Origin of the sequence: Marinobacter sp. DY40_1A1 (genome assembly GCF_016597815.1) — a bacterium.
Taxonomy (GTDB): Bacteria; Pseudomonadota; Gammaproteobacteria; order Pseudomonadales; family Oleiphilaceae; genus Marinobacter; species Marinobacter xiaoshiensis.
The window spans coordinates 430,399-455,805 of record NZ_VCHA01000002.1 but is presented as its reverse complement, the minus strand read 5'-3'; the positions used below and the strand labels follow the sequence as shown (position 1 = coordinate 455,805).

The window sequence follows — 25,407 nt, the reverse complement described above, 5'->3', positions numbered from 1 at the left end:
TCGCCATTGGCGACACCCTCTTACAAGATCGTAACTGGCCGGTGCCCCGAGTTATTCGTACTCTGTTGTTAATGTAATCCGCTATCAGGAGGGGATCCGGTGAAAGCGCTGGTAATCGAAGACGATCAGGACGTAGCAAATTATCTTGTTAAAGGGCTGAAAGAATCAGACTTCGTGGTTGATCACGCTGCCGATGGCAAAGACGGCATGATGATGGCCGCCAGCGAAGAGTACGACATCATGATTGTCGACCGCATGCTTCCGGGCATGGACGGGCTCTCTATCATCAAGACCGTTCGCGCCACGGGAAACCAGGTGCCGGTTCTTATACTCAGCGCGCTGGGCGATGTAGACGATCGTGTTGAAGGCCTGCGGGGTGGCGGTGATGACTACCTTACCAAGCCTTTCTCCTTCACTGAGCTTCTTGCCCGGATTGAATCGCTGGTTCGCCGAAACCGCCAGTCGGCGGAAACTGAAACCGTGCTGCGTGTAGCCGATCTGGAAATGGATTTGCTCGCCCGAACGGTTAAGCGCTCCGGTCAGAACATTGATGTTCAGCCCCGGGAGTTCCGGTTGCTTGAGTACTTGATGCGCAACGCCGGCCAGGTGGTCACCCGGACAATGCTGTTGGAAAAAGTCTGGGATTATCACTTCGATCCCCAAACCAACGTGATTGATGTGCATATCAGCCGTCTGCGGGCAAAGATTGATAAGGAATTCGAAACTCCCTTACTGCAAACCGTGAGGGGTGCAGGGTACATGTTACGTGAAACTGCTTAGCCAGCTCAGGACATCGTCCTTCCAGCTTGCCCTGCTGTATATGGTGGTGTTTGCCACCTCGGTATTTTTATTACTGGCCTTTATTTACTGGCGTACAGCGGGTTTTATGACCGCTCAGACCGACGAAACCATTGAAGCGGAAATCGCCGGACTGGCGGAGCAATACAGAGGGCGCGGTGTAAACGGCCTGATCACGATTATTCGTGAGCGGGTTGCCCGCGATCCCAATGCAAAAACCATCTACTTGCTGACCACCGAAGACTTCCTCAAGCTGGCCGGCAATCTGGAAACCTGGCCAGAGGGCAGTCCCTCAGAGGGTGGTTGGGTTAACTTTACGCTCAGCTCAGCTGTGGGCTGGAAAGGGCCGGAGCGCTTGGCCCGGGCCCGAATATTTGAAGTTCAGGGCGGTTTGCGGCTATTGGTGGGTCGAGATGTTGACGAGCTCACCAGCCTCAAAAGAGTAATTGAAACGGCCATCAACTGGGGCATGGGGATCACCCTTGCGCTGGCACTGCTCGGTGGCTATTTGATGAGCCGAAATACCATTCGCCGCATAGAGGTCATCAATAATACCTCCCGGCGAATAATGAACGGTCACCTCTCCCTGCGTATACCTACCCGTGGCACTGAGGACGATTTCGATCAGCTGGCAGAAAACCTGAATCAGATGTTGGACCGGATTGTTTATCTGATGGAAGGTATCCGCCATGTGTCTGACAGCATTGCCCACGACCTTCGTACGCCTCTCACGCGATTGCGGAACCAGCTTGAAAACACTCTGATGTCTGTCGATAACGATGAGGCACGGGAACAGGCCGGCCGCGCTGTAGCAGAAGCAGACCAGCTCCTTGCGACATTTAATGCGCTGCTGCGCATCGCGCGTCTGGAAACAAAAGGTAATTCGTCTGATATGAAGCGGGTGGCTCTGGACGAATTGGTGTCTGATGCCTGTGAGCTATACGAGGCGGTGGCAGAGGATAAAGATCAAACGTTTGAGCAGTCTCTGGAGCCTGGCGTAATGCTCGAAGGCGACCGGGATCTGTTATTCCAGATGATCAGTAACCTGATCGATAACGCGATTAAATACACGCCCGAGCATGGTGCCATTGGTGTAGCTGTGCGGAGAGACGGCGATGACGCTGTTTTCGAAGTCAGCGATAGCGGTATCGGTATTCCTGACGATGAAAAAGATCAGGTATTCCAGCGTTTTTATCGGGTTGGGAAAAGTCGTTCGCTTCCCGGCAATGGCTTGGGTCTAAGCTTGGTCAGTGCCGTTGCAGAAATTCATAAAGGGCGGATTATACTTAGCGATACTGATGAAACACAGCAGCCGCCCGGATTGACGGTTGCTGTTTACATGCCTGCGCTCACCCGTGCGCGCAAGCGCATACGGGCTACCCAGGCTGAACAGGCGTTGGCGCCGGCCACCGGTGACGCTACTGGTGCAACAGAGACCGACCGCGCCTGAGTCTTAGTGACTCGGGCGGAACCGGTTCACTTGCGACATAACCGGCGCGAATAAAGCATCGGTTCGGGTTTCAATCTTCTGGGTGATGCGCTCAATCTGAGTGCGACGAAGGTTGATGCGCACCTGAATGCTGTCCCACTCACCTTCAAGGTGTTTCTGTTCTGACATCAGAAAAGCCGCAATGTTGTGGCGGTTAACTTTTCCGGTAATGCCCATCTGGTCAAGGCGGAAACCCAGCGAGTCTACGCCTTCAAGAGCCATGTTCAGAAGCTTCTGTGTGTTCATTTATGCTATCTCCATAACTGGAAGCGGGTATAAGGTTCGATACCTTAACGCTATCCCGGTCCCCTAGAGTGTACAACCTAATTTTCTGCACATACTTGTCTGGTTCTCCCTGACTAAAAGGTAATTCATCGGCAAGGGCGTGGTAATTCCGGGTGTGTAGAATTGAAGCTGTAGATAGAGGCAAGCACGAATAGCAGCTTGCTTCTCCCTCCAGCACAGCGCTAGCCTTACCCCGTTTTTACGGGGTTTTTTTATGTCTGGTTGTTCTACTTTTCGTAAGTAATTGAGTTGATGTACCAGGTGATTGTTCCTGCATCGGTTCTTACCTCGGCCTCATCGCCTACTTCTTTTTTCAGAAGAGCCCGGGCCATCGGTGAGTCGATGGAAATGTAGTCATTGCGGTTGAATATCTCATCGTAGCCAACGATTCGGAACTTCAGGGTTTTGCTATCGTCGTTTTCAACTTCTACCCAGGCCCCGAAAAATACTTTTCCTTCCTGATCCGGGTGGTACTCCACTACTTTCAGATTGTCCAGGCAGCGTCTCAGGTAGCGTACTCGGCGATCAATCTCTCTGAGTCGTTTCTTGTTGTACTGATAGTCTGCGTTCTCACTGCGATCGCCAAGGCTGGCCGCCCAGGTAACTTTTTTGGTGACCTCCGGGCGCTCAAATCTCCAGAGTTCGTCGTGTTCTTTTTGCAGATCATCGTAGCCCTGCCGGGTGATAAGTGGCGTCTTCAAAGCGGCTCCTGTTGTCCAAAGATGGTACGAAACTGGCAATCTTAATCATCCGAGCCAGTGAAAGTTGTCACAAAACGGTCAATTAACTGAGAAACACGACCGGTTTGGCGATAGACTGATCGAAAATTGACACAATTATAAAAAGCGTGTCTTCGAGGGCAAATCTAATGAATCTCTTGCACCGTTCTGTCAGAGCGCCGAAATTGATGCACTCCGGTTTGGCTTCTGTCGTTTTCCTGTTCATGGTAACAGGATTGGCCAGTGCGCAGACCAGTCCTGGCGAGAGCCAGGTGTTTGAGGTTGAGCAGCGGTCAACGCTCGAGACTATCCCTTTCAACTCCATTGCTGAAGATGTGCTCTCGGACACGGTGATAGAGGGTGGTTTGGCTGCGCCCGCTGAGGGTGTTCCTGTGCAGCAAGCGGGTGCTGACGATTTCTATCTTGACCCCTTGGCGCTGCAGCCGGGTGACGGCCGTACGGACCTCGGGCGCTCCCAGATACCAGTAGAGTTTCGCTTCAGCAATCCCAAATCCCTTCCCGGGCAGACACACAGCAATAATTACGTAATTCGCCCACCAGAAAACCGCACCTACGAAGCTCTCAATGTGAACATGAACGGCCGCTGACAGGCCCGGAAAATGCAGGAAGGCGTTAAATTACAGGTGGTGTGATCCCGGCAGTGTTTTGGCCGGGACCGGAAAGCTGAGGTGGCTTACTTCAGGGCTTCGAGCTTGTCGATGTACTTCTGCATGGCGTCGTCTTTCGACATACCTTTGCACTTTTCCCAAGCGTCATACTTGGCGCGGCCAACAAAATCCATCATACCCGGGCGCTTGCCTGACACATCACCTTCGGTGCCCTGCTTATACAGTGCGTAGAACTCCAGCTTCATCTCGTTGGATGGCTTGAAGTCACCTTCGGCATTTTGAATGTAGTTTACTGCCTCTTCGAAACGGGATTTCACGTCGCTCATATCAATCTCCTCCTTGGTTATTGTGAAAATACTTTTAAAGCTTTAACTATGGTTTCAGGAGTATAGCTACGACGCTGCGTGCCGTCATTGACCAAATTTCCTGAGGCTGTGGCCAGTGGGTCACATGTACATGCCTGGGCACAAACACTTTGGCAAAAGTTTGCCCGCGCGCACAGTTTGAGGCGCTGCTGGCCAATTATTGCTTGAGAAACCTGAGCCACATGTGTACAGTTTTGTCGCTGCGTGCCAGGACGGTACGCACGAAGGATTGAACAACTGCAAATGATTTGCACAGGGAGCAAGCCATGTCGTCCAAAGACGGTTCTGTCGCGCCGAAAGAGCGCATCAATATCAAATATGTCCCCGCCACCGGAGATCAGCAGGCTGAAACCGAACTGCCGCTGAAGATGTTCGTCGTTGGTGATTTTAAAGGACACGCCGAAGAAACCCCCATCGAAGAACGCAAAGCCATTTCCGTCGACAAGAACAACTTCCGTTCTGTCATGAAGGAAGCCGGCCTTACGTTATCTACTACTGTATCCAACCAGCTGGAAGAGCAGGCCGACGAACTGCCGGTCAAGCTCGAATTCCAGTCCCTGGATGACTTCTCGCCCGACAGCATTGCCCGTCAGGTTCCTGAGCTGAAGAAGCTGATCGAGTTGCGGGAAGCACTTGTCGCTTTGAAAGGCCCTCTGGGTAACGTGCCTTCGTTCCGTTCCAAGCTGCAGGAGTTGCTGGATAACGACGAAGCCCGTGAAACCCTCTTGTCTGAGCTGGAACTGGCTACAGAAGGCGAGTAATCATTGCTGCCGCCTTCACGCGGTACACAACACCAAATATCAATCACGTACTGAAGGGATGTGGTATGTCTGATACTGCTGCGCAGCAATCCGCTGCCTCTGAATCTGTAATGGAAGGCTCCTTGCTCGACCAGGTCATGGCCAACAGTCGCATGGCGCCAGCTGACGAGGGCTACGATGTCGCCCGCAAAGGCGTTGCAACGTTTATTGCCAACCTGCTGAAAAGCGAAGAGAAAGGCCAGCCGGTCAACAAGGCACTGGTTGACCAGATGGTGGTCGAACTGGATCGCAAGATCAGCGCCCAGATGGATGAAATTCTGCATGCGCCCAAGCTGCAGGAACTGGAATCCTCCTGGCGTGGCCTCAAACTGATGGTTGATCGCACTGACTTCCGCGAAAATATCAAAGTGGATATTTTGCACGCCACGAAAACCGAACTTCTCGAAGACTTCGAGTTCGCTCCCGATGTCACCCAGACCGGCTTCTACAAGCACATTTATTCCACGGAATATGGCCAGTTCGGCGGCGAGCCCGTAGGTGCAGTTGTTGGTAATTATGCGTTCACACCGTCTACACCGGATATGAAGCTGCTGCAGTATGTATCGTCTGTTGGTGCTATGGCTCACGCGCCTTTCCTGTCCTCGGTTGCGCCGTCATTCTTTGGCGTAGACAGCTACCAGGAACTGCCGGCAATCAAGGAATTGAAAGCCGTTTTCGAAGGCCCGAAATACGCCAAGTGGCGCTCCCTGCGTGAATCCGAAGACGCCCGCTATCTGGGCCTGACATCCCCACGTTTTCTGCTGCGGGTGCCTTACGACCCCAGTGAAAACCCGGTGCGCAGCTTCAACTACAAGGAAGACGTCTCCGGCGATCACGAGCATTACCTGTGGGGCAACACCGCCTACCTGCTGGCTACGCGATTGACCGAGAGCTTTGCCAAATACCGCTGGTGCCCGAACATCATCGGTCCGCAAAGCGGCGGTGCTGTGGAAGATCTGCCGGTTCACCTGTTCGAATCCTTCGGCCAGCTGGAAGCCAAGATTCCTACAGAAGTGCTGATCACCGATCGACGTGAATACGAAATGGCGGATGAAGGCTTTATCTCCCTCACCATGCGTAAGGGTAGCGATAACGCGGCCTTCTTCTCAGCCAACTCCGTACAAAAGCCCAAGCAGTTCCCGAACACCAAGGAAGGCAAGGAAGCGGAAACCAACTACAAGTTGGGTACCCAGTTGCCGTACATGATGATCGTTAACCGCCTGGCTCATTACATCAAGGTGCTGCAGCGCGAACAGATCGGTTCCTGGAAGGAGCGTCAGGATCTTGAGCGCGAACTGAACACCTGGATTCGCCAGTACGTGGCCGATCAGGAAAACCCACCGGCCGAAGTACGCAGCCGCCGCCCATTGCGCGCAGCTCAGGTAACGGTTTCCGATGTAGAAGGCGATCCAGGCTGGTACCAGGTGTCTCTGGCTGTGCGTCCGCACTTCAAATACATGGGTGCCAACTTCGAGCTGTCGCTGGTAGGCCGCCTGGACAAGGATTAATCCGTGTTCAGTAGTGATGCACAACCCATGGGAGGCAGCCTGTTCGAACGATTGGAGCAGGCTGGTTCTCCGGAAGGGCAAAGCATGGGGGAAGTCACCCATATGGTGGCTTCAATAAAACGCCACCTGGTTCGACTGCTCAATGCACATCCCGGCAATAGCGCCTGTGCGCCGGAACTGGGACTGCTGGACTTCAACGATGCGACTCTGGGTACCCACGATCTGAGTATCCAGATCCGCAGCGCAATTCGGCAGTGCATTGAGAAGTACGAACCGAGAGTAAAGCGGGTTGATGTGGTTGCTTTACCCCAGGGGCCAGACCCTTTGCAGTTACGGTTTCAGGTAACGGTATACCTGAACGTAGGCGCAAAAGACGACAAAACGACGATAGATCTATTACTGGATGACAAACGTTACTACCGAGTGACGTAACGAAACGATCAGCAAACACCAAGGATGGCAGGAGCCGGTGGGGATGCTTTTCTGCAGGGAAAAAAATGTCTGAGCGCAGCGAGTTGTTTTTTCCCGGAAGAAAAGTATACCGACCGGATCATACTCCCAAGGAAGCGGTAGTTGTATGAAGTTAAACCGATTTTACAGGGACGAATTGAGCTTTCTGCGATTGCAGGGGCGGGAGTTTGCTGAGGCTCACCCGCAGCTTACCCGATTTCTTTCTGAGCAAAGCACCGATCCTGATGTTGAGCGCTTGTTGGAAGGCTTTGCGTTTCTGACCGGGAAACTTCGGGAGAAAGTGGAAGATGAATTTCCAGAGCTGACCCATTCATTGCTGAACATGCTTTGGCCGAACTATCTTCGTCCGGTTCCGAGCTGCACCATTATGCGGTTTGATCCGCAGTTGCATTCCATCAGTGAGCGACAAAGGGTTGAGCGGCACACGGAAATCAAGAGCCGCCCTTTGGGAGACTCCACGCGTCAGACTCAGTGCCGGTTTCGTACCTGTCGTGTTGTGGACGTTTTCCCAATCAGTGTCGCCGATGCTCACGCCGAGCATTCCCGGGAAGTGTCGTCGATGACAGTAGACTTGGCGCTGCATACCGATCAACCGCTAAGCGCCCTGGATCTTGATAGTCTGCGCTTCTATCTGGGCGGGGATAATCACACGGCTGAAACGCTATATTTGTGGCTGAACCATTATCTCAGCCGCATGGAACTGGTGGTTGGCGAGTCGGTTTACAGCCTGCCGACTTCTTTGTTGAAACCTGTCGGTTTCGCCAGTGATGAGGCGCTTTTGCCTTATCCAAAGAACGCCTATTCCGGCTATCGGATTCTGCAGGAATACCTGAGTTTTCCGGAGGCGTTCCGGTTTGTGGACATTACCGGCCTGAAGAACCGCTTGCCGGCGGTTCAGGCGGATGAAATCAGTCTGCGTTTTCATTTCAGCCGGATTTTGCCACCGGATGCCCGGGTTCGGGCGGAGAATATGCAGCTTTACTGCACGCCGGCGGTGAATCTGTTTGCCCATGAGGGTGAGCCGGTGGATCTGAACGGGCGTCAGACCGAGTACCGGATTCTGGCCTCGAGCCGGTCGCCGGATCATTTTGAAGTGTTCAGCATTGAACAGGTTGAAGGCTGGCTGGAAGGCCGTTCGGGGCGGGGCGAGCGCCGGCTGTATACGGCTTTCGAAAGCTTTCAGCACGAAGTTGAGCGGGATCGTGGCCGCACAGCCCTGTATTACCGGGTTCGAGCCAGGGATAGCGTGCGCGGTGATGGCTTTGATCACTATATGTCGTTTGTTCGCGGCGATGAATCCGAGTGTATGGATCGCCAGGAAGCTATTTCCCTGACGCTGACCTGCACCAACCGGCAACTGCCGCAACAGCTGGCGGTCGGGGAAGTTTGCATGGCTACCGAAACCACGCCGGCGTTTGCGTCCTTCAGCAATATCACCCGTCCCACCGCTACCTTGAGGCCGACTCTGGATGGCAGCCTGTTGTGGACACTGATCTCCAATCTGTCGCTGAACTATCTCTCCATGCTGGATGTGGATGCCTTGCGCACCGTATTGCGTGTGTATGATTTCCGCGCACTGGTGGATCGCCAGGCGGAGCGGGTGTCCCAGAAGCGGCTTGCGGGTATCAGTGCCATTGAAACCAATCCGGTGGACAAGATGATCCGCGGGCTGCCGGTACGGGGAATTCGTTCGGTGATGAAGCTGGATCAACAGGCCTTTGCCTCGGAAGGCGATTTGTACCTGTTCGGCACCGTACTCAGCCAGTTCTTTGCGCTTTATGCCAGTATCAACGCATTTCACCAACTGGAAGTGGTGAATACAGATAATCAGGAACGGTATACATGGACGTTACAGCAAGGTCAGCAACCGCTGATGTAGCCGGCCTGCAGCCCGTTCTGGGTAATGCGCGGCGGTACAGTTTTTTTCAGCTGGTGGATCTGATTCACCGGCACCACGGTGACGATCTGGAAGGCGGTCGCGACGAGCAACCGCAGCAGGAGCGTATCCGGTTTTCCGCCTCGGCGGGCCTCGGGTTTCCCGGTAGCGATGTGGTTTCCGCTTTGTCGCCGGAGCATGAGCACGGCCCCTACCAGATGGAAGTGAGTTTTCTGGGCCTGCACGGTTCACAGTCGCCGCTGCCGGGTTATTACCTTGAGGATCTCGCCTGGGAAGCGGGTCAGGATCTGGGTATTCGCCGGCATTTTCTGGATTTTTTCAATCACCGGCTGGTTACCCTGTTTCACCGGTCCTGGCGCAAATACCGTTACTACGTGCGTTTTCGCCCCGGCGCATCGGATGGCTTTTCCAATCTGATCTACGCCCTTATCGGCCTTGGCGATAGCCGATTGAGAGAAGCCACACCGGTTAACTGGTCAAAAATGCTGGCCTATTCCGGCTTGATGGCAGGCCGCAGCCGTTCGCCGGAAGTGGTCAGTGGCATTGTGGCTCATTGCTTTGATCTCGACGATGTGAGCATTGAGCAGTGGGTGTTACGCAAGGTCGCCATTGGTGAGGACCAGCAAACGCGCTTGGGCCAGTGCAACGCTACGCTGGGGAACGACACCTTGGTCGGCTCGCAGATCCGTGATCGCAGCGGCAAGTTTATTCTGAGGATACGCAACCTCAGCCGTCAGCGTTTTGCAGACTTTCTACCCAACGGACAGGATCACCAAAGACTGGTGAAGCTGGTGGAATTCGCGACCCGAGAGCAGTTGGCTTACGACCTGGAATTGCAGATGCGCGGGCAGGATATTCGCCCGATGCAGATGGGGCAGGACATACGGTTGGGCTGGAATTCTTTTGTAACGCCAGAGAAATCCCGGCGCTGGCCAGCGGTTCGGATTCAGATACGCCGTTAATATGAAAAGGAATGCAATCATGGAAGAGCGGCAGGTAACCAGACTGAAGTTGACGGTCACCAACCCCGGCACAACACGCAGTGGCGCCGGCATTGAACACAGCTTTGGGCCCCGGGGTGGTTCCATCGGCACCGCCGAAAGTGACACCTGGCAATTGTCGGCGCACCGCACCGGCGCTGTTGCTGGCCATGCAGAAATCCGCCTTCTTGACGGAGGTTATTGCCTGATTGATCGCAGCGGTCGCACCTATATTAACAGCGCAACCCAGCCTGTTGGGCGCGGCCGTCGGGCCCGGTTGAACCAGGGCGATACTGTCAGTATTGGTCGCTACCGCATACGGGCAGAGTTAATAGCAGCGCAGGCGGGTTCGTCCACTGAACAGGAGCTGGAACTCCGCGAAGCGGCAGAAGACCGGCGATTGGTGGATATGGCCGAAGGTGAACTGGTACGCGGAGCTGCGCGTGATAGCGATATGCAGGTAGCTGAGCCGCTGGAAGGGCTGGCGTCGGCTGCCGCTGAAACCCCGAGCGCTGATCCCATGCTGCACTGGCAGGATGAGCCAGTTCGTGTAGATCAGGAAGAGCGCACACTGATGGCAAGCGAGCGCGCCTGGTTTGCCACGGAAACCGACGTAACGGATGAATACCGGGAAAATCGCGATGTGGCGATGGGCCTTCCGGTAAGGAGAGGAGAGAGAGACAGGATGTCAGAAACCCATAACGGCGCATTGGGCGAAGGTTCAGGTGAGAGAAGCCAGCCGCACAGCGATCAAAGCCGCAAACATATCAGTGCCACCCCTTTGATGCAGGGCATGGAAGCGGGGCTCGACTTTGCTGACAGTGATGGCATGCAGTTGTTCCTCGAAGAAGCCGGGCAGACCCTGAAAGCCACAATTGATGGTTTGCTGGCTCTGCACCAGGGCGAAGACAGCCGGCATCAGGCCCTGCGCACACGGTTGCAGCCCATCGAAGATAATCCTTTGCGCCTTGGCGGGGACTACGAAGAAACCGTGCAAACCCTGTTTGCCAGCCAGCGCAGCCCGGTGCACTTGTCGGCACCTGCCGCCGTACAGGAAAGCCTGCAAAGCCTGAATCACCATCAGCAGGCAACTGGCGCGGCAATCAGTGAAGCGCTGGAAGCCATTCTTCATGCGTTTTCACCAGAAGCTCTGCTGCGCCGCTTCCATGGCTATCGCCGTGGCTTGCAGAAGAATGAGGATGAAGGCCGCTGGGCCTGGGATATGTACCAGCACTACTACAAAGAATTGAAATCGAGTCGTCAGCAGGGTTTTGAGCGCCTGTTTCAGGAAGTGTTCGATCAGGCTTACGACCAGCATTTGCGTCAACTACAAAGGGAGAACCTGGTGTGAAAACCTGCAAATGGAAGTTGCTGACGATGGCAGTAGTATTTGTGCTTGCAGGATGCAGCACACCCTATAACGCCGTAACCAAAACCGCGAAAGTACTCTGGGACCCCAGCATTCCTGTGGGTTATCCGGAAGATCTCCCCAGCCGGGTAGATCTGACTATGGTAGCCGAGCCGGGTGTGAACCCGAATGAGTCTCTGGCACCGACACCGATAGCCTTTCAGATTATTGAAATGCGCGACAGTTCCTTGTTGATGGCCGGTGATTTCGACCAGCTCCTGAACAACCTGAAAGACTCCCTGGGCCGGAACTACATCGAGCACAGCGACTACACCCTGCTGCCTGGCCAGTTCAAGTTTATAGAGCCGTTTGAGATCAGCAAGGACACCCGATTTATCGGCGTGATTGCCTTCTATGCCTACCCGAACCTGTCCCAGTGGAAGAAGGTGGTCAGGGTGGATCCTGTGGGTGGCCGTTACCACTTGCTTGTGAATCTGCGGGACAGGGAAGTCAAACTCAAGCGGTCGGAAGAAACCTGATGGCAGTTACAAATAGAGTCGTCTGGAGTGATGGGCTGTTTATCAAACCCCAGCACTTTCAGCAGCAGCAGCGGTATCTGGAACACCAGATCAACGAGCGGTCTCTGGCGGTTTCTGACTACCTGTATGGATTCAGCGATCTGGAGCTGAACGCGGAATACCTGAGCTTCGGGCGCGTGGGCCTGGTGCGTGCCAGCGGCCTGTTCCCGGATGGCACTCGCTTCAACCTGCCTCAAGACGATGTGATGCCAGAGCCTCTGGAAATCACCGATGCATCAGTGGCGAATCAGGTTGTGTACCTGGCTCTGCCGTTAGGTAACGATAGTCTGGCTGAAGTTGAGTGGCCAGATGCGCCTGCAGCCGGGCGCTTCCGGGCTCAGAGCACAGAGATCCGCGACTTGCATTCGATCGACGGCGACGCCCACATCATTGACGTGGCCCGAGTGGCGCCGCGCCTGATGCTTGAACGGGATGACCGAAGCGCTTATGCGGCCGTGGCCATTGGCCGGATTCTGGAAAAACGTCCGGATGGCAGCCTGGTGATGGATCCGAATTTTATACCCACCATGCTCAGCGTTCGGTCGGCGCCCAAACTGCAGCGCTTTGTCGGTGAAATGGCCGGATTGATGCGTGAACGTGCGCGTAACATTGCAGAACGTGTTGGCGCGCCAGGGCAGGGCGGTGTTGCCGATGTGGCGGATTTCATGCTGCTGCAGATGCTTAACCGGGCACACCCGAGATTCATGCACCTGGCTCGTTTGCGCCAGCTGCATCCGGAGCGTCTGTACGAAGTTCTTTTGGAACTCTGCGGCGAGTTGGTGACATTCACCGACGAAAGCCGGCTGCCACGTGAATATCCCCCCTATGATCACGATCTTCCCGAAGACAGCTTTACACCGCTGATGCAGGTATTGCGGCAATCCCTGAGCACGGTGCTGGAGCCGCGGGCTCTGGCTATTCAGTTGCAGCAGCGCCAGTACGGCCTGACGGTCGCGCCGGTTCAGGACGGCCAGTTAATCAACGGTGCCGAGTTCATTCTGGCGGTGAAAGCCGATATGCCCCTGGACGACCTGCGCAAGCAGTTTACCCAGCAGTGCAAGGTGGCCTCCGTGGAGAAAATTCGCGATCTCATCAGCCTGCAGTTGCCGGGCATTCCGCTGTCTGCGCTGCCAGTGGCACCGCGCCAGCTGCCGTATCACGCAGGATTTGTGTACTTCCGGCTGGACGATCAAAGCCAGGCCTGGCAGATGCTCGACAACGCCAGTGGTTTTGCCTTCCACGTGGCGGGCAGCTTCCCGGGCCTGGAAATGCAGTTCTGGGCAATCAGGAGCTAAATTATGACAAATGCACAGGTAATGGATTTACCCAATGGCAGCAGGCAGTCCGGCGGCAGTGCATTCAGTGATCTGTTGTTTGCCGACGAGCAGCCGCAAAACGGCGCGTCCGGCAATGAATTTGGCAATGACCAGTTCCAGCTCCGGGGGCTGGAAGACAACCGCCTGACGGATGCCGCTACGCCTTTGCTTGGGCTGGTCATCCGGATTCGCCGGCTGGCGGACTATCGCGCCGTTGAAAGCCTCTACCAGCAGGTAGTGGACGAAGTGGCCGCCATAGATCGCGAGCTGATCGAGCAGGGCTATGAACGCCCCACCGTGGTGGCCTATCGCTACGTGCTTTGTGCCTTCATTGATGAAGCGGTGCTTGGTACGGACTGGGGTGCCCACAGTGTCTGGTCGCAGCATTCGCTGCTGTCGCGCTTTCACAACGAAACCTGGGGTGGCGAGAAGGTCTTCGCCATACTCGCACGCATGGAGCAGGAGCCGGCGCGCTACAAGGACATGCTCGGGTTTATTTACCTCTGCCTGTGCCTGGGTTTTGAAGGCCGGTACAAAGTGATGGAAAACGGCCGCGACGAATACGAACAGATATTGAGAGGGCTTCATGAGCAGCTGCAATCGCTCCGGGAAAACTCTGACCTCGAGCCTCTGGCAGACGCACAAATCAACGTAACACCGGCGCGCAATCGTCTGCGCAGTGGCCTGCCGATCTGGGTAATTGCCGGGGTGTTCGCAGCAGCCATGGCGGGAATATATAGCTTATACAACATAGCGCTGGAAGAACGCATCAGGGATGTGCTCAGCGTATTGGAACAACTACCGAAATAAGGATATCACTGTGATTCGGGTAGAACTGCCAGCGCTCATCGGGCGCCTCAACGACATTTGCCGCAATGGCCTGGAAGCCTCCGCGGCCCTTTGCATCAGCCGCCAGGGTGCGGAAATTACCCCGGCCCACCTGCTGTTCAAACTGCTGGAAACGCCGTTTTCCGACGTGCGCCAGATTCTTGAGCAGGCCGGTATCAACCATCAGGAATTCCAGCCCATTGTGGGTGAAAGCCTGAACGGCGAGCTGCAAACGGCGGAGCCGTATCCGTCCTTTTCGCCACTGCTGATCGACCTGCTGCAGGACGCCTGGCTGTTGGCCTCCACCGAGCTGGGGCATCGGAACTTGCGCTCCGGCGCCATCTTTCTGGCCTTGCTGATGAACACCGACCGCTACCTCATGCCCCAGGTCAGCCAGCACCTCCGGGACATTAACCGGGAGCAACTGCGCCGGCAGTTCGACACCATGACCGCAGGCTCCGCCGAGCGCCCGGAAATAGCGCAAGGCGAAGCAGGCGCGCCTCAGGTTGAGGCGGATATGGACCCGCTCAAGCGCTACGCCACCGATTTTACTGCACTGGCCCGTGCCGGAAAGCTGGATCCTGTAGTGTGCCGCGACGCCGAAATCGACCAGATGATCGACATCCTCTGCCGCCGACGCAAGAACAACCCCATCGTAGTAGGGGATGCCGGAGTTGGTAAAAGTGCCATCGTGGAAGGCCTCGCCTTGCGCATCGTCAATGCCGAAGTACCTGAGCGCCTGCAAAAAGTAGAGCTGTGGACTCTCGATATGGGCGCGCTACAGGCGGGTGCCTCGGTAAAAGGCGAATTCGAGAAGCGCCTCAAAGGCGTGATTGAAGCGGTGAAAGCCTCAACCACCCCCATCATCCTGTTCATCGACGAAGCCCATACCCTGATCGGTGCCGGCAACAGCGAAGGTGGCTCCGACGCCGCCAACCTGCTCAAGCCTGCTCTGGCTCGCGGCGAACTGCGCACCATCGCCGCGACTACGTGGCGCGAATACAAAAAGTACTTCGAAAAAGACCCGGCCCTCAGCCGCCGCTTCCAGCCAGTGGCCCTGGATGAGCCCAGCCCGGCACAAGCGGTACACATTCTCCGTGGCCTGCGCACCGTGTATGAAAAAGCCCACCAGGTACTCATCGCCGACAGCGCCCTGAAAGCCGCCTCCGAAATGTCTGCCCGCTACCTGGCAGGCCGACAGCTCCCGGACAAAGCCATCGACGTACTGGACACTGCCTGCGCCCGGGTCAGCCTCAACCTGAGCACGCCACCGCGCAAACTTAGCCACGTGCGCAGTGAACTGCACCAGCTCTCCATGGAGCAGGAACTGCTGAACCGGGAGCACACCCTCGGCCAGAGCGTCGACACCGACCGGGAAGCGGAACTGGAGCAACGCATTGCCGAACTGAATGAACAGGCCGCCGAACTGGAAGAAAGCTGGAACACCCAGCGCGACATGGTGGCGCGCCTGGTGGACATCCGCGAACAACTGCTCAACCCGGCGGACGTTCAGGAAACCATTGCAAAAGACGAAGCCGATATTGAAGCAATGCCGGAACAGGCTGGTCTGGAAGAACACCCCGACCTGCAAAGCGAAGCCGCCGCCCTCGAACAGGAACTGGCAGAACTCCAGGCGGACGACCCCCTGGTGCACGCCCGGGTAGACGCCCGCCAGATTGCCGAAGTCATCGCCGACTGGACCGGCATCCCCGTCAACAGCATGACCACCGACGAACTGGAAAAAATCACCCACTTGCCGGCGTACCTGCAGGCCCACATCAAAGGCCAGGACACTGCCATCGACTGCCTGCACCAGCACCTGCTAACCGCCCGCGCCGACCTCCGCCGCCCCGGCCGCCCCATGGGTGCCTTCCTGCTGGTGGGCCCCAGCGGCGTGGGCAAAACCGAAACCGTGGTACAACTGGCCGAACTCCTCTACGGTGGCCGCCAGTTCCTCACCACCATCAACATGTCCGAGTACCAGGAGAAACACACCGTCTCCCGCCTGATCGGCTCACCACCTGGCTATGTCGGCTATGGCGAAGGCGGCATACTCACCGAAGCCATCCGCCAGAAACCCTATTCCGTGGTGCTGCTCGACGAAGTCGAAAAAGCCCACCCGGAAGTCCTCAACCTCTTCTACCAGGCTTTCGATAAAGGTGAACTGGCAGACGGCGAAGGCCGGTTGATCGACTGCAAAAACATCGTCTTCTTCCTGACCTCCAACCTCGGCTACCAGACCATCGTCAACCACGCCGAACACCCGGAGAAAATCGAAGAAGCCCTCTACCCGGAACTGGCCGACTTCTTCAAACCCGCGTTGCTGGCAAGAATGGAAGTCGTACCCTACCTGCCGCTGGGCGAAGACACCCTCAACCGCATCGTCGGCGACAAACTGGAACGCCTGGCCCAGCAAATCCGTGACCGTTACCACACCGAAGTGGTGATGGAAGACGGCCTGGTAGAAGCCATCCGCAGCCGCGCAACCAGAAGCGAAAATGGTGCCCGCATGCTGGAATCGATCATCGAAGGTGAGTTGCTGCCGCCGATCTCGTTGGCGTTGCTGGAGAAACTGGCAGCCAAAGAGCCGGTTAAGCAAGTAACTCTGGGCGTTTCCGAAAACAGGTTTTCAGGCACCGTAGCTTAGGCCAACCGAGATCTAGCGCAGCGTGGGGTTCTGCTCTCCAAAACCCTGCGTAGCCATGGATGGCGAAGCGGAGCCTACAGGGACGTATTCACGGCGTGTTTTGGAGAGCAGAACCCCACGCTGTGCGACCGGGTCAGTACAGAACCGGATAACAGGAACATAAGGGAAAAGAAAATGGGACGGATGCAGATGGAACTGCACACCGGCATAGAGCTGGCAGTCGCACTGACACGCCAAACCACATTGCCGGATTTGCTGAAAACAGCCACCACACAGCTGGAAAATGCCTTCGGCCTGACCCGCTGCTGGGCACTCGAACTCGACCTCAGCGGCCGCACACTGCACTGCAGCAACCTGGCTGAAACCGGCGAATTCGACTGCGGCGACTTCAGCCACCCCTTCGCCCACCTACTGCAAACCGGCAAAGCCCGCGAACTCACACGGGCCGCCAGCTATCGCCTCGATCACCCCGGCTTCCAAAGCCTCATCGAAGCCAGCGGCCGCCCAAAATCCCTCTGGCTCGAACCGCTCAAAGGCGACGACGGCCGAACCCTCGGCATACTCATACTCTGCCGGGACGAATCCGACTGGGATGGCATCACTGCCCAACCCCTGTATTGCGGCCTCCTGCACCTGCTAAAGCACCAGTGGATCGCCCAGCTGCAAAGCCGTGATCAGGTGTGGCAACGCCGCCTGCTTAAACGCTCCCTGGACAACCTGCACGACGCAGAAACCCTGCGCAAACGCAGCGAAACCCTGGCCCGCACCCTTGTGGGACCCTCAGAATCCATGACCAGCCTGCGCGCCCAGATTGTTCGCGCAGCCGGCAGCCAGCTGTCTGTGCTGGTGCAGGGCGAAACCGGTTGCGGCAAAGACGTCGTGGCCAGAGGCATTCACGAGCTATCAGACCGCGCCGACGGCCCCATGGTGGTGGTCAATTGCGCCGCCATTCCGGACAGCCTGCTGGAGAGCGAACTCTTCGGCCACACCAAAGGCGCCTTCTCCGGTGCCGACCAGGCCAAAGAAGGGCTTTTGGCTCAAGCCAATGGCGGCACCCTGTTTCTGGACGAAATTGGCGACATGCCCATGGCCCTGCAGTCCAAATTGTTGCGAGTGCTGGAAAGCCGCCAATTTCGCCCCCTTGGAGCACAAAAGGAACAGCACTCCGATTTCCGACTGGTCGCGGCGACCCACCAGCCTCTGCGCCAGAGCATTGAAGACGGCAACTTCCGCCGTGATCTGTTCTACCGCCTGAGCCAGTTCCCGCTGCAGATCATGCCACTGCGTGAACGCCTGGATGACCTTGAAGCCCTCAGCCGCCACTTTATTCGCCTGTATACCGAGCGTGAAGGTGCCGGGCCTTTGGGCATCAGCAGCCACGCACTGCGCGCCCTCGCAACCTACGATTTTCCCGGCAATGCCCGTGAACTACGCAACATCATCGAGCTGGCCTGCCTGCAGACTCCCGCAGGAGATGACATTCAGCCGGAAATACTCCGGCTCACCGACATGTTCCCAGGCCTGGCAGGCCCGGAAACGCTTGGGGCAGTAGCATGCAGTTCCGATGAACAAGCGGTGTCTGGCACGGAAGATATCCGGGATCTCAAAGCAGCCGCCCAGGCATTTGAAGCGGCAGTTATCCGTGAACGCTTGCGCCAGTATGGCGGGAACCGTGCCCAGGCCGCCGAGAGCTTGGGGCTGCCCAAGCGCACACTGGCCCACAAATGCTTGAAATATCAGGTTGCCGAATCATGAAGCACCCGAACGCTCCGGCTCCCTCAAGCTTGCGCCCACTCCCTCTTGGTGCTGTCGCACTGGGCCTGCTTTGTTTCGGCGCCGCTAGCCTGGCGGATGTACCTACGCAAGCCCAGGCTGACTTGCTGGAAGAAGCGCGCAGGTGCACCAGCGAAACCCAGAGGCTGGAGCGGTTGGCGTGTTTTGACGAGGTTTTTGGTACCCCTCTGGCAGAGGCTGATGCCGCAACCGGGCCCAATGCCGGAGTGCGCCGCATGGTCGGCTCCCTGCGCTGGCAAGAGGCCTACGCACAGCAGAGTGCCGAGCCTTCTTCTGGCAGCCTGAGCTACCGCAATACGGGGCAGACCGCCGGCCTTCTGGTGACCGTCCCCGCGCTGGGCGCAAAACCGCCACGGCCTCTGCTGGCCCTCCAGTGCCACAACAACATTACCGAGCTGACCCTGATGCTGCCGGAGCCTCTGGATGCAGAACGGGTAAACCTTGGGCTTGGCACCACAGACGCCGCCGGCCAAGGTGCCTGGCGGGTGCGTGATAATGGCTACGTGCTTAGCATCGGGCGCGGCCTGCCGGCTATCCGGGCGGTCAAGGTGATAGAGCACAAAACCGATATCCGCGTTTATTCCGAAAACAGTCGCATAGACGGTCTGCTATTCGATCTGACCGGTTTTGAAACTGCCATTCGCCCGCTTCGTGAAAGTTGTGGCTGGTAGTCGAGTACAAACGCAAGGACGCGAGGAACGAAGGACATGCAGGTAATAGAACAGCATCCCTACATTGAGCAGGTTGTCACCCCGCTGGAAGGCGAGTCGCCAACCGGTCACGGGCTGGGAGAGGATGCGGCGCTCGGGTTCCTTGAAGACGAAATCATGAAAATCGGCTCCCTTGCCCATACCGATATTGATTGGGGCAAGGTTGAGAGCGAATCCCTGAAAATACTCTCTGCTCGTAGCAAGGATTTGAAAGTTTTTGGCTTTCTCCTGATTACCTTGCAACGGGGTGTTGATGGAGAACGCTTTGCGCTTTCGCTGTACCTGCTCCAGCGCGTGCTGGAAAGCTGGTGGGACGATGGTTGGCCATACCCGGGCGATAAGGGTAAGCGCGCGCGCAAAATGATGTTCACGCAGATGCTACAGCGGGCGGCCAAAGGTGTGGCAGGCAGCTCCTTTGATGCCAGTGTGGGCGATGGCCGACGTTTTTGCCTTGACGTGCTGGCAAAACTTGAGGCGCAAGCGCAACAGAAAGAGCTGCCTGATGATGCGCTGGTGGATCTCAAACGAGCTGTTGAAAAACTACCCCAGGCCCAGGAGGTTGGTGGTCAATCGGGAGCGAGCGCAGAGGCAACTTCTGAGCGCTCTACTGCTGCAAGTGATAACACCAAAACGACGCCAGCGCCTTCCGCTGCGCCAGCCAGCCCGGCGCTTGGCGCCCTGACGCTGGACCCGGGTAATGAACGGGCCACCCGCCAGAGTTTGTTGAAAGTGGCAGATTTGCTGACCGGCACCGAGCCCGAGCGGCCCCTGGGTTACCAGATTCGCCGGTACGCCATCTGGCAGAGCATTACTTCGGTACCGCCAACCCGGGATGGCAAACGCTCTGACCTGGCCGCCGTAAGTGCGGATCGCGTTGCGGAATACCGTGAAGCTCTGGAAAAAGCGCCCGATCAGTCGCTTTGGCAGCGCATAGAACAAAGCCTGTCGGTCAGCCCCTTCTGGCTTGAAGGCCACCGACTCAGTGCCGGTGTGGCCGCGGCTTTGGGATGTGATGCCTGCGCTGAGGCCATTCGTGCAGCCGTTAACGAATTTGTGGAACGACTGCCGCAGCTGGCGGAACTGACGTTTAACGATGGCACCCCGTTTCTATCGCCGGAAGCCCAGGAATGGCTTTGGTCTGCGCCTGCACATGCCCAGGGGCAATCTGGCGGCAGTGCCAGCCCATGGGAGCAAGCCTATGACACTGCGCGGGAGCTGATTGCCCAGAAAGGGCTGGCGCAGGCTATGCAATTGCTTGAAGACGGGCTTGCGGGCGCCCGCGAGCCACGGGAGCAGTTCTACTGGCGCTTGGCATCGGCACGGCTGATGAAGGAAAGCGGCCTGGTGAGCCTGGCGTCACGACAGATCCAGGACTTGCAACAACAGATAAGTGGTTTGGTTATCGAAGATTGGGAGCCAGCACTCCTGAAACAACTTGAACGACTGTCCTGAGAGCTTTGGGCGTGTGTTGCCAGAGCTCTCAGTAACGAATCAACGAACTAGCCTGTCGAAAGACTGACTTTTGGAACACGGATACACAGCAGGAATGGACACCATGTGGAGAAAAGCTTTACTCATCGGTCGCTGGCTTCTGCCATACATTCGCAACGCGGCGCCGGTCACCCTGGCTCTTGGCGTTATCGCACTATTGATAGCTACCTGGTGGCTTGGGCCGAAATGGGAGGTGCGTGGTGAGTTCCCCTTGGCAGCCTGGCAGATGCGAGCGCTGGTTACCCTAGGTGTTGTGTTACTGGTCGTGATGGTCTGGGGCACGGTGCTGGCTCGCCGTCTTGGTAAGGTCAATGCTGCGAAAGCCGAGGAGCAGCAAGAGCAGGAAGATCCGATTCTGCCTATGGAGCGCAGGCAACAGCGGTTGCTGGATCGCCAGCTTGCCGCCCTGAAGAGCAACCTGCCGGGCCGCAGGGGTGTTTATCGTTTGCCCTGGTATTTGGTTATGGGTCTGGAAGGGGCAGGCAAAACCAGTCTTATTCAGCGTTCCGGGCAGACATACACCCTCACTAACGTCACCCGCAACAACCGTGCAGACCGTAACCCGTTCGGGTTCGACTGGTGGATTGGCGATAACGGCGTACTGATCGATCCCGATGGTGAGTTGCTGAGTCAGAGCCAAAACCAGAGCGCTGCCGGGGAAATACAACAACGGCTTTGGACGCATTTTATCCAGTGGCTAGAGCACAACCGCCCGCAACGCCCACTCAACGGCGTGATCCTGGCGATCGATCTGGCACAACTGAGCACCGCCAGCGAAAAGCAGCGGGAAGCTCATGCCATTTTGTTGCGCACCCGGCTGCGGGAACTGATGGAGCAGATTGGTTCGCGCCTGCCGGTGTATGTCTCCTTCACCAAAATGGATTTACTCTATGGCTTTGGGCCCTTTGTTCGTACCCTCAGCAAGCAGGAGAAAGAGCAGGCTTTGGGGTTCACTTTCCGGTTGGAAGGTCAGCTGGATAACGATGAGTGGCTGAATGAGTTTGCCGAGCGCTACAGCGAGATGGTTGAGCGTTTAAATGCACGCTTGCCAGACGTACTGGCCAGTACCCGTGATTCTGAAGATCGCGCCGCGGCATACTCGTTCACCCGCCAGTTAGCTGGTATGAAACCCGCGCTTGAAGGCTTCCTCACCAGTCTTTTGTCTGCAGACGCTTTCTCGACACCCGCATTGGTGCGAGGCACTTACTTCACTTCTGTTGTGCAGGAAGGCGTTCCGGAAGATGCGTTTGTCTCGGCGGCTGCGAGCCATTATCAGGTATCCAGCCCAATTCAGCCGGCCCAACGCACGGGCCAGTCGGCAAGCCTGTTCACCCAATCGCTCTTCCCCGGAATTATCTATCCTGAAGCCGGACTTGCCGGTGATAACCGGCGGATTGTACGCAGTCGCCAGCGCAGAGTGGCGATTGCGGCCATAGTCGCAGTATGTGCCGGGGCAGGCATGACGGCGAGTTGGCAGCATTTCTTCATCAAGAATGCTGAAGCAGCGGCGTCGGTTGAAGCACGGGTCAAGCGCTTTATTGATAACTGGCAGCCGGTGGGCTTTGAACCGGATACCACTGGCCGTAATCTGCTTGAACCTCTGGATCAGCTGCGTCAGGCGACTCTGGCGTTTGGAGACCATCGCCAGCAATGGCTGCTGGTCAGTGATATGGGGCTCTATCAGGGCCATAAGGTAGGGCCAGAAGTAGAAGCCTCCTACCTCGACATGCTGGCCTATCAGTACCTGCCTGCTCTGATGTTCGGTGTAATGGGTGAAATGAGTCGTGCGCCAGACAATAGCCCGGAGCGCCTCGAGCACCTGCGCGTGCTACGCATGCTCTACGATGGCAGTGGGCGCAGGAACGATATAGTAACGACCTACATGAGCCAGTACTGGCAGCGAGCCTTTCCGGGTCGGCGGGATGTTCAGCAGAGACTTATGGCACATCTGGACTATGCCATGGTCTACACCGACCTTGCCCATCAGGCCCAGCGCGGCGATGTAACGGCGGACATGGCGCTAGCGCCATTCAAAAGCAGCGTACAGTGGTCACAACACGAGTTGGGGCGCATGTCGACACCTGATCGTGTTTACCGGGACCTGAAAGTTGAGGCTGCCCGCGAGTTCAGTCAGCCAAACGATCTGGCCCGCACATCCGGCCCAGCGTTCAGCAACGTATTCGTGCGTGTGGATCAGTATGGCGAGCCAGGGCACCAGTCAGAAGTGGCCCAGGATCCTTTGAGCATTCCTGCCTTACTTACCCGGGACGGGCTGGAGAAGTGGTTTCTGAGAAAGTCTGCCACAGTTACAGATTTGGCGTTGGTAGATGCCTGGGTGCTGGGTCGCAGGGATAATGTAGACTTCAGCAAAGCGGATGAGGCAGAGCTGCTAGCCAGCCTGCAAAACCTCTATGCAGAGCACTACGCCAACGCATGGCGCACAGCTCTGAGCCGGGTAGATATCCAGGATTTTGAAGACCTTAATCACGGGGTTCGGATACTGGAGAGCCTGACCAGCGGCCACCAGCCCATGGCCCAGTTCCTCGGGCAGGTGCGCCAGAATACGCAGCTGATCCCGCCTGCAGAGGGGGACGCTGCCGCGGCGCGTGAGCTGCTGGAGCAGTCGGCGCACTTTCGCATGTTGCAGAACATCGAACGCCAGTTCACCGATCTCCACCAGGTCACCCGAAAAAGTGGGGATCAGCCGAGTGGGCTCGAGCAGATTATGCTCGTGGTAAGCGACTTGCACGAATACATGCGCAATATTCAGGAGGCGCCAGACAAGGGCAGGGCAGCCCTCAATGCGGCTCGGGCCAGAATGGGGCTGCAAGGAGCCGATCCGATTTTCACGCTGCAGCGAATGGCAGGGCACCAGCCAGAACCACTGAACAGAATATTGAACCGGTTGGCTACCGAAAGCTGGCGTGTCTTGCTGGACCAGGCCGTTGCGCAGCTGGAGCGGGAATGGTATCGGGAGGTTTACCAGCCTTTCCAGCAGAATCTGGCCAGGCATTATCCATTTAATGCGGCTGCGGGCCGCGACGTGGCTTTGCAGGATTTTGAGCGGTTTTTCGCCCCGGGCGGCGTACTGGATACCTTCTACAAGGACAATCTGAAGCTGTTCCTGGAGGATCATCCGGAGCAAGTGGGTGATGCCCGCCGGGCGGGGCTCGTGCGCCGGGATGTGCTGGCGTCTCTGAGCAATGCGGACAAGATTCGCAGTGCTTACTTTACGCGCAGCGGTACGCTGGATGTGGAGTTTGCCCTCGAACCCCTGAACCTGTCTTCCAACAAGCGCCGCAGTGTTGTGAACCTTGATGGCCAGCTGGTGGAGTTCAGCCATGGCCCGCGCCAGAGTATTCCACTGGTTTGGCCCAACACCTTGAGAGAGGCGGTTGAAAGCAGGATTACCCTGGTGCCGGTGCAGGTTAACCGTTCACCCCGCAGCATTTCAGAAAATGGCCCCTGGGCACTGTTCCGCCTGTTGGACAAGGCCGACATAACGGGTGTCAGTAACAGTGCCGTAGATGTGCGCTTCCAGGTGGACGATGGCGAAATGCGCTATCGTTTGCATGCGGCAAGCAATATCAACCCGTTTACGCAGCAACTGCTATCGGGGTACAGGATTCCGCGAAGCTTGTACTGAAAAACATCTGCTCGAAACGGGGCGGGGCCGTAACGGGTCTACTGGCTATTTCGGTTACAGTTACGGATTCCCGACCCTGTGCTAGAGTAATTTGTGAACGGTCTTGCGGGCTGAGGGGCAAACACAGGTCTGCTCCAGCCCGTTGTCGAATGAAATCACTAACCGAATCAGGAGACAGCCCATGGATAAGCAAACAACGAAAGATGACTATGCCCGCGTGAAAGATGATCTTCAGGTACTGCGTGACGACATTGCATCCCTGACGAAAGCGTTTGCAGACAGTCAGAAGGCCAGCGCCAATAACCTGAAGGATGAAATCAGCCGTGAGGCCCGCGCGGTGTTTGAAAACCTGCGTGAGCGGGGCGATGCAGCCCTTACTCGTGCAACAGAGGCAGGCTCGAAAACTGTAGAGAGTGTGGAGCACAAAATAGAGGAAAGGCCATTTCTCAGCATTATTCTCATGTTTTTGGCTGGTGTCATTGTGGGCAAAATGCTTGATCGCTGATGCTGCCTGATTCCGCAAGTATCCAGAGCACCCTTCGCAAAGCTGTCGCGGCTATCATCGGGGTAGTGCTGTCTCTGGTGCTGCTTACTGCGCTGCTGGTTACTGGCTTCTACCTGCTGGTCAATGCAGCCACCCTGGCCCTGGCTCCCCTTGTGGGAAAGTCGGGGGCTATGGCAATCACAGGGGGTGCATGCCTGTGTTTGCTGGTGCTGTTTTTCTACCGTCTGACCCGCACGCCCAAACCCCGCCGAAATGGCCAAAGTAGCCAGTCTGGCCCTGGCTCAGGTTCCCCTATCGAATTATTACGTGCGTTGATCGCCCGTAACCCGTTGGAGGCTGCAGCACTGGCTTTTGCCGTTGGCGTGGCAGAACAAAATGACCCGAGACTGAAGAAGCTGCTGCTCCAGGGCGGTATGGTTTTGATGCAGCAGTCCTCTGGTTCAGGCTCTTCGGAATCCGGTGGTTTCGAAGAATCAGCCGCGCCGGCCAAAGATAAAGCTTCTTTCGAATAATCCCTCGCCCCACCTTGATTTCCCCGACATTACCTGTCACTTCAAGTCCTGAATCTGTGTTTTTTTCAGCTATGAGGCTGTGCAGGGAAGT

Annotated in this window: 22 protein-coding genes; 19 read left to right on the top strand and 3 right to left on the bottom strand. The window is 56.7% G+C overall.

The window, feature by feature from the left end:
- The first annotated feature begins 99 nt into the window (after window positions 1-99).
- Window positions 100-780, top strand: coding sequence for a response regulator transcription factor (locus FFI61_RS07965; RefSeq protein ID WP_100637889.1), 681 nt, complete (start codon window positions 100-102; stop codon window positions 778-780).
- A complete protein-coding gene (locus FFI61_RS07960) occupies window positions 767-2,248 on the top strand; it encodes a sensor histidine kinase (protein WP_200369859.1) in 1,482 nt (493 codons plus the stop codon). The genes FFI61_RS07965 and FFI61_RS07960 overlap by 14 nt, the downstream gene beginning before the upstream one ends.
- 3 nt (window positions 2,249-2,251) lie before the next feature.
- On the opposite strand, the gene FFI61_RS07955 is transcribed toward FFI61_RS07960, so the two are convergent.
- A complete protein-coding gene (locus FFI61_RS07955; RefSeq protein ID WP_200369858.1) occupies window positions 2,252-2,533 on the bottom strand; it encodes a hypothetical protein in 282 nt (93 codons plus the stop codon).
- A gap of 266 nt (window positions 2,534-2,799) precedes the next feature.
- Entirely contained in the window at window positions 2,800-3,273 is a 474-nt protein-coding gene (greB, locus tag FFI61_RS07950; protein WP_200202364.1) for a transcription elongation factor GreB, read from the bottom strand.
- Between the two features lie 167 nt (window positions 3,274-3,440).
- Here greB and FFI61_RS07945 point away from each other — a divergent pair, with 167 nt between their 5' ends.
- A complete protein-coding gene (locus FFI61_RS07945; RefSeq protein ID WP_227714732.1) occupies window positions 3,441-3,899 on the top strand; it encodes a hypothetical protein in 459 nt (152 codons plus the stop codon).
- Window positions 3,900-3,985: 86 nt separating this feature from the next.
- Here the strand turns inward: FFI61_RS07945 and FFI61_RS07940 are convergent, their stop codons facing one another.
- Window positions 3,986-4,246: an acyl-CoA-binding protein gene (locus FFI61_RS07940; RefSeq protein WP_200202363.1), complete on the bottom strand. Its 261-nt coding sequence runs from the start codon at window positions 4,244-4,246 to the stop codon at window positions 3,986-3,988.
- A 305-nt stretch (window positions 4,247-4,551) separates the two neighbouring features.
- On the opposite strand from FFI61_RS07940, the gene tssB reads away from it, so the two are divergent.
- From tssB to FFI61_RS07860, 16 genes are all read left to right on the top strand, one after another.
- A complete protein-coding gene (tssB, locus tag FFI61_RS07935; RefSeq protein ID WP_200369857.1) occupies window positions 4,552-5,046 on the top strand; it encodes a type VI secretion system contractile sheath small subunit in 495 nt (164 codons plus the stop codon).
- Between the two features lie 65 nt (window positions 5,047-5,111).
- Window positions 5,112-6,593, top strand: a complete 1,482-nt coding sequence (gene tssC / locus FFI61_RS07930) for a type VI secretion system contractile sheath large subunit (RefSeq protein WP_200369856.1) — start codon at window positions 5,112-5,114, stop codon at window positions 6,591-6,593.
- A gap of 27 nt (window positions 6,594-6,620) precedes the next feature.
- Window positions 6,621-7,025, top strand: a complete 405-nt coding sequence (gene tssE, locus FFI61_RS07925) for a type VI secretion system baseplate subunit TssE (protein ID WP_200369947.1) — start codon at window positions 6,621-6,623, stop codon at window positions 7,023-7,025.
- 145 nt (window positions 7,026-7,170) lie between these two features.
- Window positions 7,171-8,943 carry a type VI secretion system baseplate subunit TssF gene (tssF, locus tag FFI61_RS07920; protein ID WP_200369855.1) on the top strand — a complete coding sequence of 591 codons (1,773 nt, stop codon included), beginning with the start codon at window positions 7,171-7,173 and terminating at the stop codon, window positions 8,941-8,943.
- Window positions 8,907-9,923, top strand: coding sequence for a type VI secretion system baseplate subunit TssG (tssG, locus tag FFI61_RS07915; RefSeq protein WP_200369854.1), 1,017 nt, complete (start codon window positions 8,907-8,909; stop codon window positions 9,921-9,923). The genes tssF and tssG overlap by 37 nt, the downstream gene beginning before the upstream one ends.
- 19 nt (window positions 9,924-9,942) lie before the next feature.
- The gene (gene tagH / locus FFI61_RS07910; protein WP_200369853.1) at window positions 9,943-11,292 is read left to right on the top strand and encodes a type VI secretion system-associated FHA domain protein TagH; all 1,350 of its coding nucleotides are present in this window, start codon (window positions 9,943-9,945) and stop codon (window positions 11,290-11,292) included.
- Complete coding sequence (gene tssJ, locus FFI61_RS07905; protein ID WP_200202357.1) at window positions 11,289-11,828, top strand: type VI secretion system lipoprotein TssJ; 540 nt, start codon at window positions 11,289-11,291, stop codon at window positions 11,826-11,828. The genes tagH and tssJ overlap by 4 nt, the downstream gene beginning before the upstream one ends.
- Window positions 11,828-13,162 (top strand): type VI secretion system baseplate subunit TssK, encoded by a 1,335-nt coding sequence (tssK, locus tag FFI61_RS07900; protein WP_200202356.1) that lies wholly within the window; start codon window positions 11,828-11,830, stop codon window positions 13,160-13,162. The genes tssJ and tssK overlap by 1 nt, the downstream gene beginning before the upstream one ends.
- Window positions 13,163-13,165: 3 nt before the next feature.
- Window positions 13,166-13,993, top strand: a complete 828-nt coding sequence (icmH, locus tag FFI61_RS07895) for a type IVB secretion system protein IcmH/DotU (RefSeq protein WP_200369852.1) — start codon at window positions 13,166-13,168, stop codon at window positions 13,991-13,993.
- A 10-nt stretch (window positions 13,994-14,003) separates the two neighbouring features.
- The gene (tssH, locus tag FFI61_RS07890) at window positions 14,004-16,658 is read left to right on the top strand and encodes a type VI secretion system ATPase TssH (protein WP_200369851.1); all 2,655 of its coding nucleotides are present in this window, start codon (window positions 14,004-14,006) and stop codon (window positions 16,656-16,658) included.
- A 183-nt stretch (window positions 16,659-16,841) separates the two neighbouring features.
- Complete coding sequence (locus FFI61_RS07885; protein ID WP_200369946.1) at window positions 16,842-18,413, top strand: sigma-54 interaction domain-containing protein; 1,572 nt, start codon at window positions 16,842-16,844, stop codon at window positions 18,411-18,413.
- Window positions 18,410-19,123, top strand: a complete 714-nt coding sequence (gene vasI, locus FFI61_RS07880) for a type VI secretion system-associated protein VasI (RefSeq protein WP_200369850.1) — start codon at window positions 18,410-18,412, stop codon at window positions 19,121-19,123. The genes FFI61_RS07885 and vasI overlap by 4 nt, the downstream gene beginning before the upstream one ends.
- Before the next feature lie 36 nt (window positions 19,124-19,159).
- On the top strand, window positions 19,160-20,614 hold the full coding sequence (tssA, locus tag FFI61_RS07875; protein ID WP_200369849.1) for a type VI secretion system protein TssA: 1,455 nt from the start codon (window positions 19,160-19,162) through the stop codon (window positions 20,612-20,614).
- A gap of 94 nt (window positions 20,615-20,708) precedes the next feature.
- Window positions 20,709-24,299: a type VI secretion system membrane subunit TssM gene (gene tssM, locus FFI61_RS07870; RefSeq protein WP_200369848.1), complete on the top strand. Its 3,591-nt coding sequence runs from the start codon at window positions 20,709-20,711 to the stop codon at window positions 24,297-24,299.
- A 181-nt stretch (window positions 24,300-24,480) separates the two neighbouring features.
- Entirely contained in the window at window positions 24,481-24,804 is a 324-nt protein-coding gene (locus FFI61_RS07865) for a DUF883 family protein (RefSeq protein ID WP_200369847.1), read from the top strand.
- On the top strand, window positions 24,804-25,316 hold the full coding sequence (locus FFI61_RS07860) for a hypothetical protein (protein ID WP_200369846.1): 513 nt from the start codon (window positions 24,804-24,806) through the stop codon (window positions 25,314-25,316). The genes FFI61_RS07865 and FFI61_RS07860 overlap by 1 nt, the downstream gene beginning before the upstream one ends.
- Window positions 25,317-25,407 lie beyond the last annotated feature (91 nt).